Origin of the sequence: Pseudonocardia sp. HH130629-09, assembly GCF_001294645.1 — a bacterium.
In the GTDB taxonomy this organism is placed as follows: domain Bacteria; phylum Actinomycetota; class Actinomycetes; order Mycobacteriales; family Pseudonocardiaceae; genus Pseudonocardia.
In genome coordinates, this window is the sequence record NZ_CP011868.1 from 5,897,271 (window position 1) to 5,910,826 (window position 13,556).

14 protein-coding genes are annotated in these 13,556 nt (G+C 74.7%); 8 read left to right on the forward strand and 6 right to left on the reverse strand.

The annotated features are described in order from the left end of the window. Positions 1 to 318: 318 nt before the first annotated feature. Together XF36_RS27475 and XF36_RS27480 are read right to left on the reverse strand one after the other, a co-directional pair. A complete protein-coding gene (locus XF36_RS27475) occupies positions 319 to 666 on the reverse strand; it encodes a hypothetical protein (RefSeq protein ID WP_060715018.1) in 348 nt (115 codons plus the stop codon). A gap of 163 nt (positions 667 to 829) precedes the next feature. Then, positions 830 to 2,503, reverse strand: coding sequence for an MFS transporter (locus XF36_RS27480; RefSeq protein ID WP_082375694.1), 1,674 nt, complete (start codon positions 2,501 to 2,503; stop codon positions 830 to 832). Positions 2,504 to 2,651: 148 nt separating this feature from the next. On the opposite strand from XF36_RS27480, the gene XF36_RS27485 reads away from it, so the two are divergent. Together XF36_RS27485 and XF36_RS27490 are read left to right on the forward strand one after the other, a co-directional pair. Then, complete coding sequence (locus XF36_RS27485) at positions 2,652 to 3,245, forward strand: TetR/AcrR family transcriptional regulator (RefSeq protein ID WP_082375695.1); 594 nt, start codon at positions 2,652 to 2,654, stop codon at positions 3,243 to 3,245. A gap of 79 nt (positions 3,246 to 3,324) precedes the next feature. After that, entirely contained in the window at positions 3,325 to 3,777 is a 453-nt protein-coding gene (locus tag XF36_RS27490; protein WP_060714196.1) for a hypothetical protein, read from the forward strand. Between the two features lie 18 nt (positions 3,778 to 3,795). On the opposite strand, the gene XF36_RS27495 is transcribed toward XF36_RS27490, so the two are convergent. Together XF36_RS27495 and XF36_RS27500 are read right to left on the reverse strand one after the other, a co-directional pair. Beyond that, entirely contained in the window at positions 3,796 to 4,092 is a 297-nt protein-coding gene (locus tag XF36_RS27495; protein ID WP_145981540.1) for a DUF6802 family protein, read from the reverse strand. Beyond that, entirely contained in the window at positions 4,082 to 4,783 is a 702-nt protein-coding gene (locus XF36_RS27500; RefSeq protein ID WP_060714198.1) for a hypothetical protein, read from the reverse strand. The genes XF36_RS27495 and XF36_RS27500 overlap by 11 nt, the downstream gene beginning before the upstream one ends. A gap of 477 nt (positions 4,784 to 5,260) precedes the next feature. Here XF36_RS27500 and XF36_RS27505 point away from each other — a divergent pair, with 477 nt between their 5' ends. The 4 genes from XF36_RS27505 to XF36_RS27520 are packed head-to-tail and all read left to right on the forward strand — an operon-like array spanning position 5,261 to position 9,557. Further along, the gene (locus tag XF36_RS27505; protein WP_060715020.1) at positions 5,261 to 6,001 is read left to right on the forward strand and encodes a glycosyltransferase family 2 protein; all 741 of its coding nucleotides are present in this window, start codon (positions 5,261 to 5,263) and stop codon (positions 5,999 to 6,001) included. Positions 6,002 to 6,057: 56 nt separating this feature from the next. After that, positions 6,058 to 7,056, forward strand: coding sequence for a glycosyltransferase family 2 protein (locus XF36_RS27510; protein ID WP_202968459.1), 999 nt, complete (start codon positions 6,058 to 6,060; stop codon positions 7,054 to 7,056). Continuing rightward, positions 7,049 to 7,861, forward strand: coding sequence for a tRNA (guanosine(46)-N7)-methyltransferase TrmB (gene trmB / locus XF36_RS27515; RefSeq protein ID WP_060714200.1), 813 nt, complete (start codon positions 7,049 to 7,051; stop codon positions 7,859 to 7,861). Before XF36_RS27510 ends, trmB begins: the two co-directional genes overlap by 8 nt. A gap of 16 nt (positions 7,862 to 7,877) precedes the next feature. Further along, the gene (locus XF36_RS27520) at positions 7,878 to 9,557 is read left to right on the forward strand and encodes a nitric oxide synthase oxygenase (RefSeq protein WP_414706210.1); all 1,680 of its coding nucleotides are present in this window, start codon (positions 7,878 to 7,880) and stop codon (positions 9,555 to 9,557) included. Positions 9,558 to 9,567: 10 nt separating this feature from the next. On the opposite strand, the gene paaI is transcribed toward XF36_RS27520, so the two are convergent. After that, on the reverse strand, positions 9,568 to 10,026 hold the full coding sequence (gene paaI / locus XF36_RS27525) for a hydroxyphenylacetyl-CoA thioesterase PaaI (RefSeq protein ID WP_060714201.1): 459 nt from the start codon (positions 10,024 to 10,026) through the stop codon (positions 9,568 to 9,570). Between the two features lie 67 nt (positions 10,027 to 10,093). On the opposite strand from paaI, the gene XF36_RS27530 reads away from it, so the two are divergent. Continuing rightward, positions 10,094 to 10,738 carry an NYN domain-containing protein gene (locus tag XF36_RS27530; protein ID WP_043277127.1) on the forward strand — a complete coding sequence of 215 codons (645 nt, stop codon included), beginning with the start codon at positions 10,094 to 10,096 and terminating at the stop codon, positions 10,736 to 10,738. 14 nt (positions 10,739 to 10,752) lie between these two features. After that, complete coding sequence (locus tag XF36_RS27535) at positions 10,753 to 12,078, forward strand: amidohydrolase family protein (protein WP_060714202.1); 1,326 nt, start codon at positions 10,753 to 10,755, stop codon at positions 12,076 to 12,078. 15 nt (positions 12,079 to 12,093) lie between these two features. On the opposite strand, the gene XF36_RS27540 is transcribed toward XF36_RS27535, so the two are convergent. Then, positions 12,094 to 13,329, reverse strand: a complete 1,236-nt coding sequence (locus XF36_RS27540) for an FAD-binding protein (protein ID WP_060714203.1) — start codon at positions 13,327 to 13,329, stop codon at positions 12,094 to 12,096. Between the last annotated feature and the right edge of the window lie 227 nt (positions 13,330 to 13,556).

Genomic DNA, 13,556 nt, shown 5'->3' on the forward strand with positions numbered 1-13,556 from the left:
GGTGACGGGCCCAGACGGGAAAAGGTGGTTTCCGAGGCTACCTGCGAAATAGTGCGCTACCCACGGGTGGAGTTGAGAGGTCAGGCACAGCACCGATCATGTAAATCGATCCAGTAGGCGCTGGACGACGGTGATGTCCGCCCAGGTGACAGCCATGTCACACGAACGCAACCTGTTCCCGGTGACAGATTCGCCGACGGTCCGTGACATCGGCACGCACATTCTCGGAGAAACGTCGCCGAAATTCACCCGCAGACCGGAAGCGACCGCTTCAACGCGTTCTCGGAACGCACTTAGGGCTTTCGAGAACGGAAGGGGTCAGCGCGCGGTTGCGACGGAGCGCGCGAGCTCCGGGACCATGATCGGCAGCCGGTGGGCGGTCACCTGCCAGTACCGGGCGCCGGGGTCACCGGCCCGCCAGGCGTCGGCGAGCCGCACGACGGCGTCCGGGTCGATCACCCGGCGTGGCCGGGGCCGCATCCCGCAGCGCTCGCGGACGCCGGCGTCGAGCGCGCGCCAGGCGTCCTCGGCGGTGGTGTGGATCGAGACCTCCGGACGACCCGCGACGGCACCCCCGGCATCCGGGCCCCCGGTGTCGGGCTCCACGACGTCGACGGGGTGTTCCCCGAGCACCAGGGTGTAGGCGCTGACCACCTCGTACGGCACGGCTGTCTCCCGTGTGGAGTCGGCACCGACGACCGGCACCGGTCGTCGGTGCCGGTCGTCGCGGACGAGCCGTAGTGAACCAGCCGGTGCACACCGGATCCGCCGAACGAGCGTCCGACGGGGCCGCGCGTCGCCGGAACCACCCGTCCGGGCGGCCGGGCGGTCACCCGTGACCGTCACGGGTGGTCACTCGTCGCTCACACCCCGCGACGAGCGGTCGGTGGCGGGCGCCCGCGGGCTCGGCGTCGGCGTCCACCGCGGAGGCACCGGCCGCCAGGACGTCCCGGTGCGCGCGGCGCAGGCCGAGCCCGGCCGTCACCAGCACCACGGCGACGACGACCGCCGCCGTCCCGGACGCGACGTCCACCCCGTGCACGAACGCCTCCCGTGCAGAGGCCAGCAGGGCCGCGGCGGCGTCGGCGGGCATCGTCCCGGCGACGTCCGCCGCCCCGCCGAGGGTCTCCCCGGCCGCGGACGGCGTCCCGTCGGGGAGCACGACGCCCGCCCGGTACACCGCGGACAGCACACCGCCGATCAGCGCGGTGCCGAGCACCGCACCGACCTCGTAGGCGGTCTCGGAGACCGCGGCCGCGGCACCGGCCTTCTCCGGCGGGGCGGCCGCCAGGATCGCGTCGTTGGTGACGGTCTCGGACAGCCCGATCCCCGCGCCGATCAGCACCGCCGCCGACATCAGCAGCGCGACGGCCGAGTCCACCTGCAGGAACAGGCAGGCCACATAGCCGGTCAGGACGAGCGCGAGCCCGGTCGCGACGAGCTGGTGCAGCGCGAACCGGCGGGCCAGCCGCGCGGCGGCGAGCCCGGCCACGACCGTCACCACGAAGCCCGGCAGCAGGAGCAGGCCCGCCTGCAGCGGCGAGTACCCGACGACCAGCTGGAGGTACTGGGCGGAGAAGAACAGCAGCCCGGTGAGGCCGAACATGGTGGTGGCGTTGGCCAGCGCGCTGTGCCGCAGCACCGGGCGGGCGAACAGCTCCAGGTCGATCAGCGGGTCCAGGCCGCGCCGCACGCGCCGCCGGTAGTGGGCGAGGAACGCGGTGCCCGCGCCGACACCCACCAGCACCGACGCGACGACGGCGGGGGTCACCCCGCCCGCGGACCCGGCCAGCTTCAGCGCCAGGACCAGCGGCCCCATCGTCAGCAGCGACAGCACCACGCCGACCAGGTCCAGCCGGCCCGGCTCGGTCTCCCGCGACTCCGGCACCACCAGCGGCGCGACGACGAGCAGCACCGCCATCGGCGGCACGCTCATCACGAAGATCGAGCCCCACCAGAAGTGCTCGAGCAGCAGCCCGCCGACGATCGGGCCGAGCGCCGCGCCCGCGGCGAACCCGGTCGCCCAGATCGCCAGCGCGAGCCTGCGGTGGGTCCGGTCGAGGAACACCGACCGCAGCAGCGCCAGCGTGGAGGGCATCAGCATCGCGCCGAAGACGCCGAGCAGGGCGCGCGCCGCGACGAGCTGGGCGGCCGAGGTCGCGAACGCGGCGAGCAGCGAGACCACGCCGAAGCCGGCGACGCCGATCATCAGCAGCCGACGGCGGCCGATCCGGTCGCCCAGGGTTCCCATGGTGACCAGCAGCCCGGCCAGCACCAGCGGGTAGACGTCGACCACCCACAGCAGCGTCGCCGCGTCCGGGCGGAGCGCGGCGGAGAGCTCCGGCAGTGCCACGCCGAGCACCGTGTTGTCGATCGACACCAGCAGCGTGGGGATGGCGAGCACCGCGAGTGCGAGCCAGGCACGCAGCCCGGGCAGCGGCGCCACGTCCGGCCCGCCCCTGTCCCTCGCCGCGCCCCGTGCGCCGACCTCCGGCCGTGACATCGCCGTTCTCCCTTGCACTCGTCGTTCCGTCGTGCCCCGATCCAGACGCGTCTTTACCGTCCAGACGGTACATCTTTATACCGTCCAGACGGTACAGTCCATTCCCGGCCGGGGCTGTGAGGCGGGGCACGGGCACTAGGCTTCTCCCATGGCGTCCCAGTCCGAACGACGGAACGCGGGGACACGGGGACCGGGCTCGACCCGCGACCGGGTCCTCGACGCGTACGAGACGCTGCTGATCGAGCAGGGCCCCGGCGGCGCGACCCTCGACGCGGTGGCGGCGGCGGCCGAGGTGTCCAAGGGCGGGCTGCTCTACCACTTCAGCTCCAAGGAGGCGCTGGTCAGCGGCCTGCTGGCGCGGCTGTGCGAACGCAGCGCCCGCGACGCGGAGCTCATGCGCTCGGACGCGGCGGGCACCGTGGCCTATTACCTGCGCACCTCGGTGCCGGGCCACGAGTCGCCGGTCGGACTGACCCGCACCTACCTCGCGACCCTGCGCGTCGCGGACGGCAGCACCTCCGGGGAGGCCGCCCGGACCGCGCTGGCCGACGTCGACGCCGACGGGCTCGCCGCGCTGTCCGAGGAGATCGACGACCCGGTCCTGGCCTGGCTGGTGCAGCTCGTCGGGGACGGCCTCTACCTGCGCACCCTGACCGGCGCGCCGCTCACCGGCGGGGTCTCGACCGAGGAGCTCCTCGACACCCTGCGGACGCTGCTGGCAGCCCGTTCCCGGCCCGGGTGATCCCGTCGTGCACAGAACGCGTGGAACCGGTCGCGCGGGGTAGTCTCCTGTCCTGTACTCGCACGGGGAGGGGCCCACTGTGGAGGGAACCGGCGGCTATCTCGCACTGGTCGTGGTCGGTGTCGCGATCACGGTCGGGGTCGGTCAGATCCTGCTGCGCACCGGGCAGCCGTTCCTTCAGGACGTCTTCCAGAGCAAGGAGACGTCGCACTCCATCAACCGGCTGCTGGTGGTGCTGTTCCACCTGCTGACGCTCGGCGTGCTGGGGATGATCTCGGTCATCGACATCGACAGCATCACCGGTGTCCAGCAGATCGTGTTCAAGATCGGCGTCGTGCTGCTGGTCGTCGGGATCGCCTACGGCATCTCGATGCTCGTCCTGCTCCGCATCCGCGAGCGGCGTCGCCAGCAGAAGGTGTCGGCCGACATCGACCGCTCGATCGCCGAGCAGCGCCGCGGCGTCGGCCGGTTCCGGCGCGGCGCGAACACCGACAGCGAGGGCCGCACCCCGGCCGAGCAGCCCGAGGACTGACCCCCGGACCCCCGGGACTCAACCGGGGGCGCCGGACAGACCGGTCACCACGTCGGCGAGACCGTCGCCGTCGAGGTCGGTCCAGAACTCCGAGCCCCGCCCCGTCTCGACGACGAGGGTCTCCGCGACGCCGTCGCCGTCGCCGTCCCGGGCGGCCGGCCCGGACACCGGGACCGCCCCCGCGACACCGGACCGGGCCCGGGGCACCCGCACCCACCAGGGGACGGGCAGCGCCGCCGCGACCAGCGCGCCCGCCAGCACCGTGCTCCCGACCGGCGCAGCGCTCCCCACCGGCATCGGCGGCTCAGCGCGCACGGGCCGGCTCCCCGAGGCGGTGCGACGCCCGCCGCGGTACGGCCGGGCCCGTCGACGACCGCTCCGCGGCCGCGATCCACGCCACCAGCTCGCGGTCCGCGGCGGTGAGCACCGCGTCGCACACCCGCCGGGCCAGCGCGCGGTCGCGGGCCGAGCGCACCGCCCGCACCCGGGCCGCGACGAGTGCTCCCGCCAGCAGGACGAACCCGGCCAGGGCGAGCGGCGCGCCGGGGCCCGCGGCCGGGAGGAGGCGCCCGACCGCCAGGAGGATCGAGAGCACCGACACCGCCGACCCGGACAGGACCGCCCCGGACCATGCCCCGCGCTCCCGGCCGGCCGCGACGGCGAGCGCCCGGGCCGCCGCGGCGGTGAGAGCCCGACCACCCGACAGTGACGCACCGTGAGTGATGTGCGTCACCCTGACGCCCTGATGTCGTAGTGCGGCCGCGGCCGCACGGCGGCGCAGGACCGGTCCGCTGCGGCGCGCCCAGGCGTCGTCGAGGGTGCGGGCGGGACCGTCGAGCACGACCGTCCACCACCGGAGGTCGCCGGCCCGGCCCGCGCGCCGGACCGCGTGCGCCGCCAGGCCGTCGACCTGCACCGACAGTGTCGCGAGAAGATCGACACGAGCCTGGTCGAGCGCGGTGCGCAGCGGCGGTCCGATGCCGCCCGAGGGTGGTTCCCGGTCCATGCCGGCCAGTGTCGGGTGGGCCGCTCCGGGGCGGATCCGTAGGACTGCGCAGCGGACCCGGGTGATCGCCGTCCCCTTTCATGGGCAAGGGTGAACCGCAGCGTGGACACGGACGAATCAGTCGACCGGGGCAACCCCACGGGCCCGAGGGACGTCCACTGATCGGGCAACACCCAAGACGCCCGACACCAGAACCGCAACCGGACCGTGATCGCGTCGTTGGACGAGTGAGCGGACCTGTATGGAGGAAGTGTGAGCGCCGTTACGCCCGCCCGCCAGACCGTCACGCCCGATGCGAGCGCCCCCGCGCGCCCCGGGCGTCAGAACGGTGCCGGTGCCGGACAGTCGCCGTTCCCGGCGAGCCCTGCCCGACCCGGCGGGCGCGCTCCGCTGGCGTCGCAGCCGGAGGGACCCGAGGGCTTCCGTCGCCCGCGGCCCCGCCCGGCTCCGCGCCGCAGCGCGAACCCGGCGGTGTCGGTGATCGTGCCGACCCGCAACGAGGCCCGGAACCTGGAGATCGTGCTGCCGGCCATCGCCGCGGTGCGCCCGGCCGTGCACGAGGTCATCGTCGTCGACGGCAACTCGACCGACAACACGGTCGCCGTCGCCCGTCGCACCCTGCCCTGGGCGCGTGTCATCACCCAGACCCGCAAGGGCAAGGGCAACGCGATGGCCTGCGGTTTCACCGCCGCGACCGGTGACGTCATCGTCATGTTCGACGCCGACGGTTCGGCCGACCCGAACGAGATCCCGGCCTTCGTGAACGCGCTGGTCAAGGGCGCCGACTTCGCCAAGGGCAGCCGGTTCTGCAAGGGCGGCGGCTCGGACGACATCACGCTGCTGCGCAAGTCCGGCAACGCCGGGCTGAACACCGTCGCGAACCGGCTGTTCGGCACCAAGTACTCCGACCTCTGCTACGGCTACAACGCCTTCTGGGCCGACCTGCTGCCGCAGCTCGAGCTCCCGGACCCGGCGGCGCCGCAGCCCGAGGACGGCTCGATGCTCTGGGGTGACGGTTTCGAGATCGAGACCGTGCTGAACTGCCGCGTCGCCGCGGCCGACCTGACGATCACCGAGGTGCCGTCGGTCGAGCGGGAGCGCATGTTCGGCGAGACCAACCTGCGGACCTTCGCCGACGGCACCCGGGTGCTGCGTACCCTGATGGCCGAGCACCGTCGGATGGATCAGCGCCGCAAGGCGTCCGGCTACGCCCGCTGACGCTGCTCGTACCGGCCGCCCCCGCCGGTCCGCAGCACCATGAGGAGCGATTGCACGTGAGCGCCCTGCCGACCGCCACCGTGGTCGTCTGCGTCTACACCGAGAAGCGCTGGTTCGACATCAAGGCCGCCGTCGACTCGGTCCTCGACCAGGACGTGACCCCGCTGGAGACGATCGTCGTCGTCGACCACAACGAACGCCTGCGCGAGCGGGCCGAACGCGAGTTCGGGCCGCTCGGGGTGGTCGTCGTCGCGAACGACAAGAAGCAGGGCCTGTCGGGCGCCCGCAACACCGCGGTCGAGCTGGCCTCCGGTGAGGTCGTCGTCTTCCTCGACGACGACGCGGCGGCCCGCCCCGGCTGGCTGCACGCGCTCCTCGCCCCGTACGAGGACCCGGACGTCATCGGCGTCGGCGGGGTCGCGCACCCGAAGTGGCCCGACGGGCGTCCGCGGACGCTGCCCGGTGCCGCCCCCGGGGACCCGAACGCCACCGGCGAGCTCGACTGGGTCGTCGGTTGCACCTACACCGGCCAGCCCACCGAGCGCGCCGAGATGCGCAACCTCATGGGCTGCAACATGTCCCTGCGTGCGGAGGTGTTCACCCGCGTCGGTGGGTTCGCCGAGGACATGGGCCGGATCGGCAGGAACCCGCTGGGCTGCGAGGAGACCGAGCTCTGCATCCGGGCCCGGCAGGCGTACACCGCCGACGGCCGGAACCCGCGCATCCTGTTCGAGCCGCGCGCCGCCGTCGACCACCGGGTGTCCGACGACCGCGTCTCCTGGCGCTACCTGCTGCGCCGCGGCTGGGCCGAGGGGATCTCCAAGGCCGCCGTGTCCAAGGTGGTCGGGACCGGGGACTCGCTGTCCACCGAGAGCAGCTACACGATGAAGGTGCTGCCCGCGGGCGTGATCCGCGAGGCGAAGGAACGCAACGCCGCCTCCGCCGCCGCGATCGTGGCCTGCTTCGGCGTCACCGCCGCCGGCTACGTCCGCGGCCGGCTGCCCGGCGCGACCGCCCACGTGCGGCTGCCCGCGGGCCGGAACACCGGTGCCTGACCGGGTCACCGCCCCGGAGACCCCGCACCCGCACGACACCCGGATCCGCTCCTACGTCCACCAGCGTGTCCGGCTCTCCGAGGGTCAGCAGTCCGCCTGGGACCGGCTGTGGTCGACGTGGGGTTCCGAGGTCGACGACGTCGTGGCGTCCGGAGTGTGGGACCCGGCGGCGATGTTCGGCCGGACCGCGCCGCTCGTGCTGGAGATCGGGTCCGGCATGGGCGAGACGACGGCGGCGCTCGCGACGGCCGAGCCGGGGATCGACCAGGTGGCCGTCGAGGTCTTCGAACCCGGCCTGGCCCAGCTGCTCATGCGGATCGAGCAGGGCGGCCTGACCAACCAGCGGCTGCTGCGCGGCGACGCCGTGGAGCTCCTGACCCGGGTCGTCCCGCCGGCGTCGCTGGACGGGCTGCGCATCTTCTTCCCCGACCCGTGGCCCAAGCGGCGCCACCACAAGCGCCGGTTGATCCAGCCGGAGTTCGCCGCGCTGGCCGCGTCGCGGCTGCGCCCGGGCGGCCTGCTGCACCTGGCCACCGACTGGCCGCACTACGCCGAGCAGATGCGCCGGGTGGTCTCCGCGGAGCCGTCGCTGCGCCCGGACGACCGCTTCCCGCTCCGGCCGGACGGCTGGCAGGACCGCCCGTCGTGGCGTCCGGTCACCAAGTTCGAGGACCGGGCCCGGCTGGACGGACGACCGGTTCGTGACCTGCTGTACATCGCCGACCACACCCATGGTGCCGGTGACACACGGAGAGTGACCGAATACGGTCGGGAGCACCCCCGAACCGGATCCCCACCCGAGTGACCCCCGAAGGACGCTTGTGACGACGGTGGAGCACGGCAAGAACTCGCACCCCGCTCCCGCGGCACCGAAGCGGCCGGTCGACCGACCGGCCGGCTTCCGGCCGAGCCCGACGCCCCGCCCCATGACGGGCCCGCCGTCGGGCGCTCCGTCGGGTCCGGGGCAGGGCCCCGGCCAGGCGCCGGGGGAGTCCGCCGCGGAGCGGTCCGGACGGTCGGTGTCGATGGTCCCGCTGGTCGGACCGGTCGAGGGTCCCGTGCAGGCGACCACCGCGATGGCGCGGACGGGGGTGGAGGCGACGACGGTCGTCGACCGGCCATGGATGCCCCCGACGGCGCCCTGGGAACAGGGTCCGGCCCGTGAGCAGGGGCCGCCCGAGTCCGCGCAGCGCCCGACCGCGGGAGGCCGCGAGCACCTCCTCACCCGGGTCGACGGCCCGGGCGCCGCGACCACGGTCGTCCGTATCACGCCGCCGGCGGAGAACCGGGTCGCACCCCCGGCGGAGGCCACCGGCGGCTGCCCGGTCACCGGGCACGGCCGCTCCGGCGGCCATCCGCCGCCCCCCGGCGTCGCCGACGAGCGGGATCCCGCCCCGGTCGACCCGGCCGTGGCCGAGGAGTTCCTGCGCCAGGTGTACGCGGAGACCGAGCCGGGTGTCCCGCTGGCGGACCGGCTGCGCCAGGTCCGTGCCGAGATCGACCGGTCCGGCACCTACACCCACACCATGCACGAGCTGGTGTTCGGCGCCCGGGTGGCATGGCGGAACTCCGCGCGCTGCATCGGCCGCCTGTACTGGCAGTCGCTGCAGGTCCGCGACCTGCGCCACCTGCACGACCCGGCCGACGTCGCGCAGGAGAGCGTCGGGCACCTGCGCGCCGCCACCCGCGGCGGGAAGATCCGCTCGACGATGACGGTGTTCGCGCCGGACGCCCCGGGGCGTCCCGGCCCGCGGATCCGCAACGACCAGCTCGTCCGCTACGCCGGGCACCGCCACCCCGGCGGCACCGTCACAGGGGACCCCGGCCAGGCCGACTTCACCGACCACGTCGTCGGGATGGGGTGGCCGCGGCCGCAGCCGGCGGGCCGGTTCGACGTGCTGCCGCTGCTGATCACCGGTCCGGACGGGCGGTCCCGGCTGTTCGACGTGCCGCCGGACGCCGTGCACGAGGTCCCGCTGCGCCACCCGGAGCACCCGTGGTTCGCCCGGCTCGGGCTGCGCTGGCACTCGGTGCCCGCCATCAGCAACATGCCGCTGGAGATCGGCGGGGTCGTGTACCCGGCCGCCCCGTTCAACGGCTGGTACCTCGACACCGAGGTCGGCGCCCGCAACCTCGCCGACACCGACCGGTACGACCTGCTCCCCGAGATCGCGAAGCGGCTCGGGCTCGACACCCGGTCGGCGCGCACGATGTGGCGGGACCGGGCGATGGTCGAGCTGGTCCGCGCGGTCACCCACTCCTTCGACGCCGACGGTGTCACCATGGCCGACCACCACAGCGAGGCCGAGCGCTTCATGACCTTCCTGGCGAAGGAGGAGGCCGCGGGACGGCGCTGCCCGGCCGACTGGAGCTGGATCGTGCCGCCGATGTCGGGCTCGCAGACCCCGGTCTTCCACCGCTACTACGACGAGCCCGACCTGGAGCTGCGGCCGGCGTTCCTGGAGCCGCACGGCCTGCGGCCCCGCGACGACCAGGGCTGATCCAGGCTGGTCAGGGCTGATCGGGCCGGGCGGTGACCGGGCTCAGACCCGGTACCTGCCGGGTGCGGCCCCGGAACTCGGCGACGACCGTCCCGTCGGCGGTGCGGACGGTGACGTCGTACAGCCCGGACCGGCCGCTCGCGGCGCGCTCGACGGCCTCGGCGGTGAGGGCGTCACCCTCGCGCGCCGGGCGTAGGAACGCGATGTCGGCGCCACTGGCCAGCGCGGAGACGCCGTGGGAGTTGCTGGCGTAGGCCATCGCGGTGTCGGCGAGCAGGAACAGGTAGCCGCCGTGGCAGACGCCGTGCCCGTTGACCTGGTCGGGGCGGACAGTCATCCGCGCCGTCGCCCGCCCGGGAGCGACCGCGACGACGTCGACGCCCGCCGAACGGCTCGCCCGGTCACCGTCGCGCATGATCGCGGCGGTCCGGGCGGCGACCTGCTCCGGCTCGGCCGATGGGTTCTCCATGGGGACAGTCTCACCCGCGTGGGCGCCGGGCCGGGCCAGCGGGGCGGCGACGGCTAGGCTCCCCGGCATGAGCAGCGGGACGGGGCAACACGGACGCGGCGTTCCGACGGGTCCGCAGGAGCGCGTGCTGCTGGTGTGGGACGCGCCGAACATGGACATGAGCCTCGGTTCGCTGCTCGGTGCCCGCCCCACCTCGGCCTACCGCCCCCGTTTCGACGCCGTCGGACGCTGGCTCCTGGACCTCGCCGGCCCCGAGGCCGAGGCCGAGGCGTGCGTTTTCACCAACGTCGCCCCGGGCAGCATCGACATCGTCCGGCCCTGGGTCGAGGCCCTGCGCAACGTGGGTTTCGCCGTCTTCGCCAAGCCGAAGACCAGCGACGACTCCGACGTCGACGACGACATGCTCGCCCACATCGGCATGCGCTCGGCCGAGGGCAGGCTGCGCCACGTCGTCGTCGCCTCGGGGGACGGGCGGGCGTTCCGGGAGCCGCTGGAGAAGCTCATCGAGGGCGGCACCGACGTCACGGTGATCGGCTTCCGCGAGTACGCCGGGTTCGCGCTGGCCTCGGAGACGCTGTCGTTCCTCGACCTCGAGGACATCGACGGCGTGTTCCGCGAGCCGCTGCCGCGCGTCTCGCTGGAGACCCTGCCCGACGAGGGCGCCTGGCTGCCGCCGTTCCGGTCGCTGCGCTCGCTGCTCGACCGACGCTGACCCGGCACGACGACATGACGGTCCTCCAGCGGCTCACCGCGCCGGTCGCGCTGCCCTGCACGCCCGGCTTCCCGGTCGTCCGGGACGCCGTCCTCGACGTCGACGACACCGGCCGGATCGCGTTCTTCGGCGCGGCCGCGGACGCGCCGGCGACCGACGCCGTCGTGCGGCCGCTGCCCGGGCTGCTGCTGCCCGGCCTGGTCAACACGCACTGCCACACCCCGATGTCGCTGCTGCGCGGGATGGGTGGCGACCTGCCGCTGATGCGGTGGCTGACCGAGGTCATGTGGCCCGCGGAGGGCCTGCTGACCGAGGACGACGTGCACGCCGGGATGCTCGCGGGCTGCCTGGACCTGCTACGGACCGGCTGCACCACCAGCGTCGAGATGTACTTCTTCACCGACGCGCTGGCCGATGCCGTCCGCACCGCGGGGTCGCGGGCCGTGCTCACCCCGGGGATCATCGCCGCGCCCGGGTGGGACCGGCTCGGGTCCTGGGAGCAGATGCGCGACGACGTCTCCGCCCGGATCGACGCGCACGGCCTCGTCCCCGACGACGACGGCCGGATCGAGCTCGGCTACGGCCCGCACTCGGCGTACACGCTGCCGCCCGGTGCCCTGGAGTCGGTCGCCGCGGCCGCCCGCGAGCGCGGGGCGCTGCTGCACACCCACGTCGCGGAGTCCCGCGGCGAGGACGCCCACGTCCGCGAGGCCCACGGCTCGGTGCCGGCGATGCTCGACGCCGGCGGTGCGCTCGGCGGGCGGGTGCTGGCCGCGCACTCGGTGCACCTGTCCGACGACGACATCGCCGTCTACGCCCGGCACGGCGTCGCCGTCGCGCACTGTCCCGGCTCGAACGCGAAGCTCGCGGCGGGCACCGCCCGGCTGCTGGACCTGCGCCGGGCCGGGGTCCGGGTGGGGCTGGGCACCGACGGCCCCGCCTCCTGCGACGACCTGGACCTCTGGCACCAGGCGCGGCTGGCCGGGCTGCTGGCGCGGGTCGGGGCCGACGACGCCGCCGCCCTCACCGCCGCCGACGTGCTGCTCATGGGCACCGCGGACGCCGCGCACGCGATCGGCCGCGACGACCTCGGCGCACTGGAGGCCGGGCGGTGGGCGGACGTGGTCCACATCGACACCGACGACTCCGCGTTCGTCGCACCCACCGACGACGCCCAGCTCGTGTCGAACCTGGTGTGGGCGGGCGGCTCCCGCCTCGTCCACGACGTGTGGGTGGGCGGCGAGCAGGTCGTCGACGCGGGCGAGCCGACCCTGGCCGACCGCCGCGCGTCGCTCGCCGCGGTGCGGTCGATCTCGGCGCGGCTGCGCGAGCAACTCTGAGCGGTACCGCCGCCGTCAGCGGCCGAGTACCGCCGCGAGGTGTGGGTCGGTGAACCGGCGGTCGGGGTCGAACCGGTCGCGGACGTCCCGGAACGCCTCCCACCCCGGGTAGGCGACGGCGAGCTCGTCCGGTCCCCAGGCGTGCCGGGTGGTCCAGCACGGCCGCCCGTCGGCGTCCTCGCAGACCGCACCCGCGAGCCGGCGGACCGGCTCCTCCGCGGGTCCGCGGGTCCGCAGCCGCAGGTAGGCGGTGTCCCGGCCGGACGCCGGGTGCAGCAGGCCGGTCTCGGCCCGGCCGGTGCGCACCCGCACCGGCCGCAGCTCCCGCCCCCGCGCGGCGACGGCAGCCCCCAGCTCGCGCAGGACGGTCCCGAGGGCAGCACGCGGCACGGCCCACTCGGACAGGTCCGCGTCCCACGGCTGCGGGTCCGGCAGGACCTCGTGCGGCGGCCCTGCCGTGCCGGGCGCCCAGCGCTGCGGCGGCGGCCACCCGGACCGCAGCCCCACCCCGGAGGACCACCACGACGACGCCAGCCGCGACACCGCCTGTCCCCAGCCGGCGCGCTCGACCGGACCGGTCGCCTCGGGCTCCGGCTCGGCCCAGCGCAGCACCGCGGACCCGGCGTGCACCGACGGGCCGATCGCGATGTCGCACTCGGTCCAGGCGTGCTCGACCAGCAGGTCCTCGCCGAGCACCTCGTCGATGCCGACGGCGCGCTCGTGCACCTGCAGCCGGGTGAGCGGGACGGTGCGGAGTTCCAGCGCAGTCGCGATGCCGAGCGCACCGAGCCCGCAGCGAGCGGCGTCGAGATCGGGCCCGGTGACGTCGCGGACGGTGCCGCGGCCGTCGACCAGGCGGACGGCGCGGACCTGGTCGGACAGCGAGCCCTCGGCGTGGGCACCGCCGTACATGCCCAGCCCGGTGGCGCCGCCGATGGTGGCGCGGGGCGCGTCGGGCACGGTGGCCAGTGCGCGGCCGGCGGCGGCGAGGGCGACGCAGAGGTCCGCGACGGTCTCCCCGGCCCGCACCCGCACGGTGTCCTCGCCGATCTCGACGACGCCGGTCAGCGCGGACACGTCGAGCAGCACGTCCTCGGTGCGGACGAGGGGTCCCGGGGCGCGCCCACCGGCGCCGGTGGGCCGGACGGTGGCGCCTCGTTCCGCGGCCCGTCGCACGGCCGTCACGACGCCGGCCTCGTCGAGCGGGCGGTCGGTGCGCCGGGGGCCGGTCGCGGCGGGATCGGTGCTCATCCCTCGCAGGGTAGAACGCCGGGGGTCACCGTGCGGAACGATTCGTGCACGCGTCGCGGTGCGTCGTACGACCGTCCGGTGGGGCGATGGTGAACGTGGTGACGGGTGTGCCGGATGGGACGACGGAACCTGCTGCGAATGCCCCCTTGTGACCCGGACGGCCGCCCGATACGGTCACACTCCGTGGTGATCATGTCGCCACGCGAGTCCGGGACGAGGGTGTCCTG

Bases quoted from the DNA above. Each gene is read 5' to 3' on its own strand.
- XF36_RS27480 (WP_082375694.1), bottom strand. From the start codon at position 2,503: ATGTCACGGCCGGAGGTCGGCGCACGGGGCGCGGCGAGGGACAGGGGC.
- XF36_RS27485 (WP_082375695.1), top strand. From the start codon at position 2,652: ATGGCGTCCCAGTCCGAACGACGGAACGCGGGGACACGGGGACCGGGC.
- XF36_RS27535 (WP_060714202.1), top strand. From the start codon at position 10,753: ATGACGGTCCTCCAGCGGCTCACCGCGCCGGTCGCGCTGCCCTGCACG.
- XF36_RS27540 (WP_060714203.1), bottom strand. From the start codon at position 13,329: ATGAGCACCGATCCCGCCGCGACCGGCCCCCGGCGCACCGACCGCCCG.
- XF36_RS27530 (WP_043277127.1), top strand. From the start codon at position 10,094: ATGAGCAGCGGGACGGGGCAACACGGACGCGGCGTTCCGACGGGTCCG.
- XF36_RS27500 (WP_060714198.1), bottom strand. From the start codon at position 4,783: ATGGACCGGGAACCACCCTCGGGCGGCATCGGACCGCCGCTGCGCACC.
- paaI (WP_060714201.1), bottom strand. From the start codon at position 10,026: ATGGAGAACCCATCGGCCGAGCCGGAGCAGGTCGCCGCCCGGACCGCC.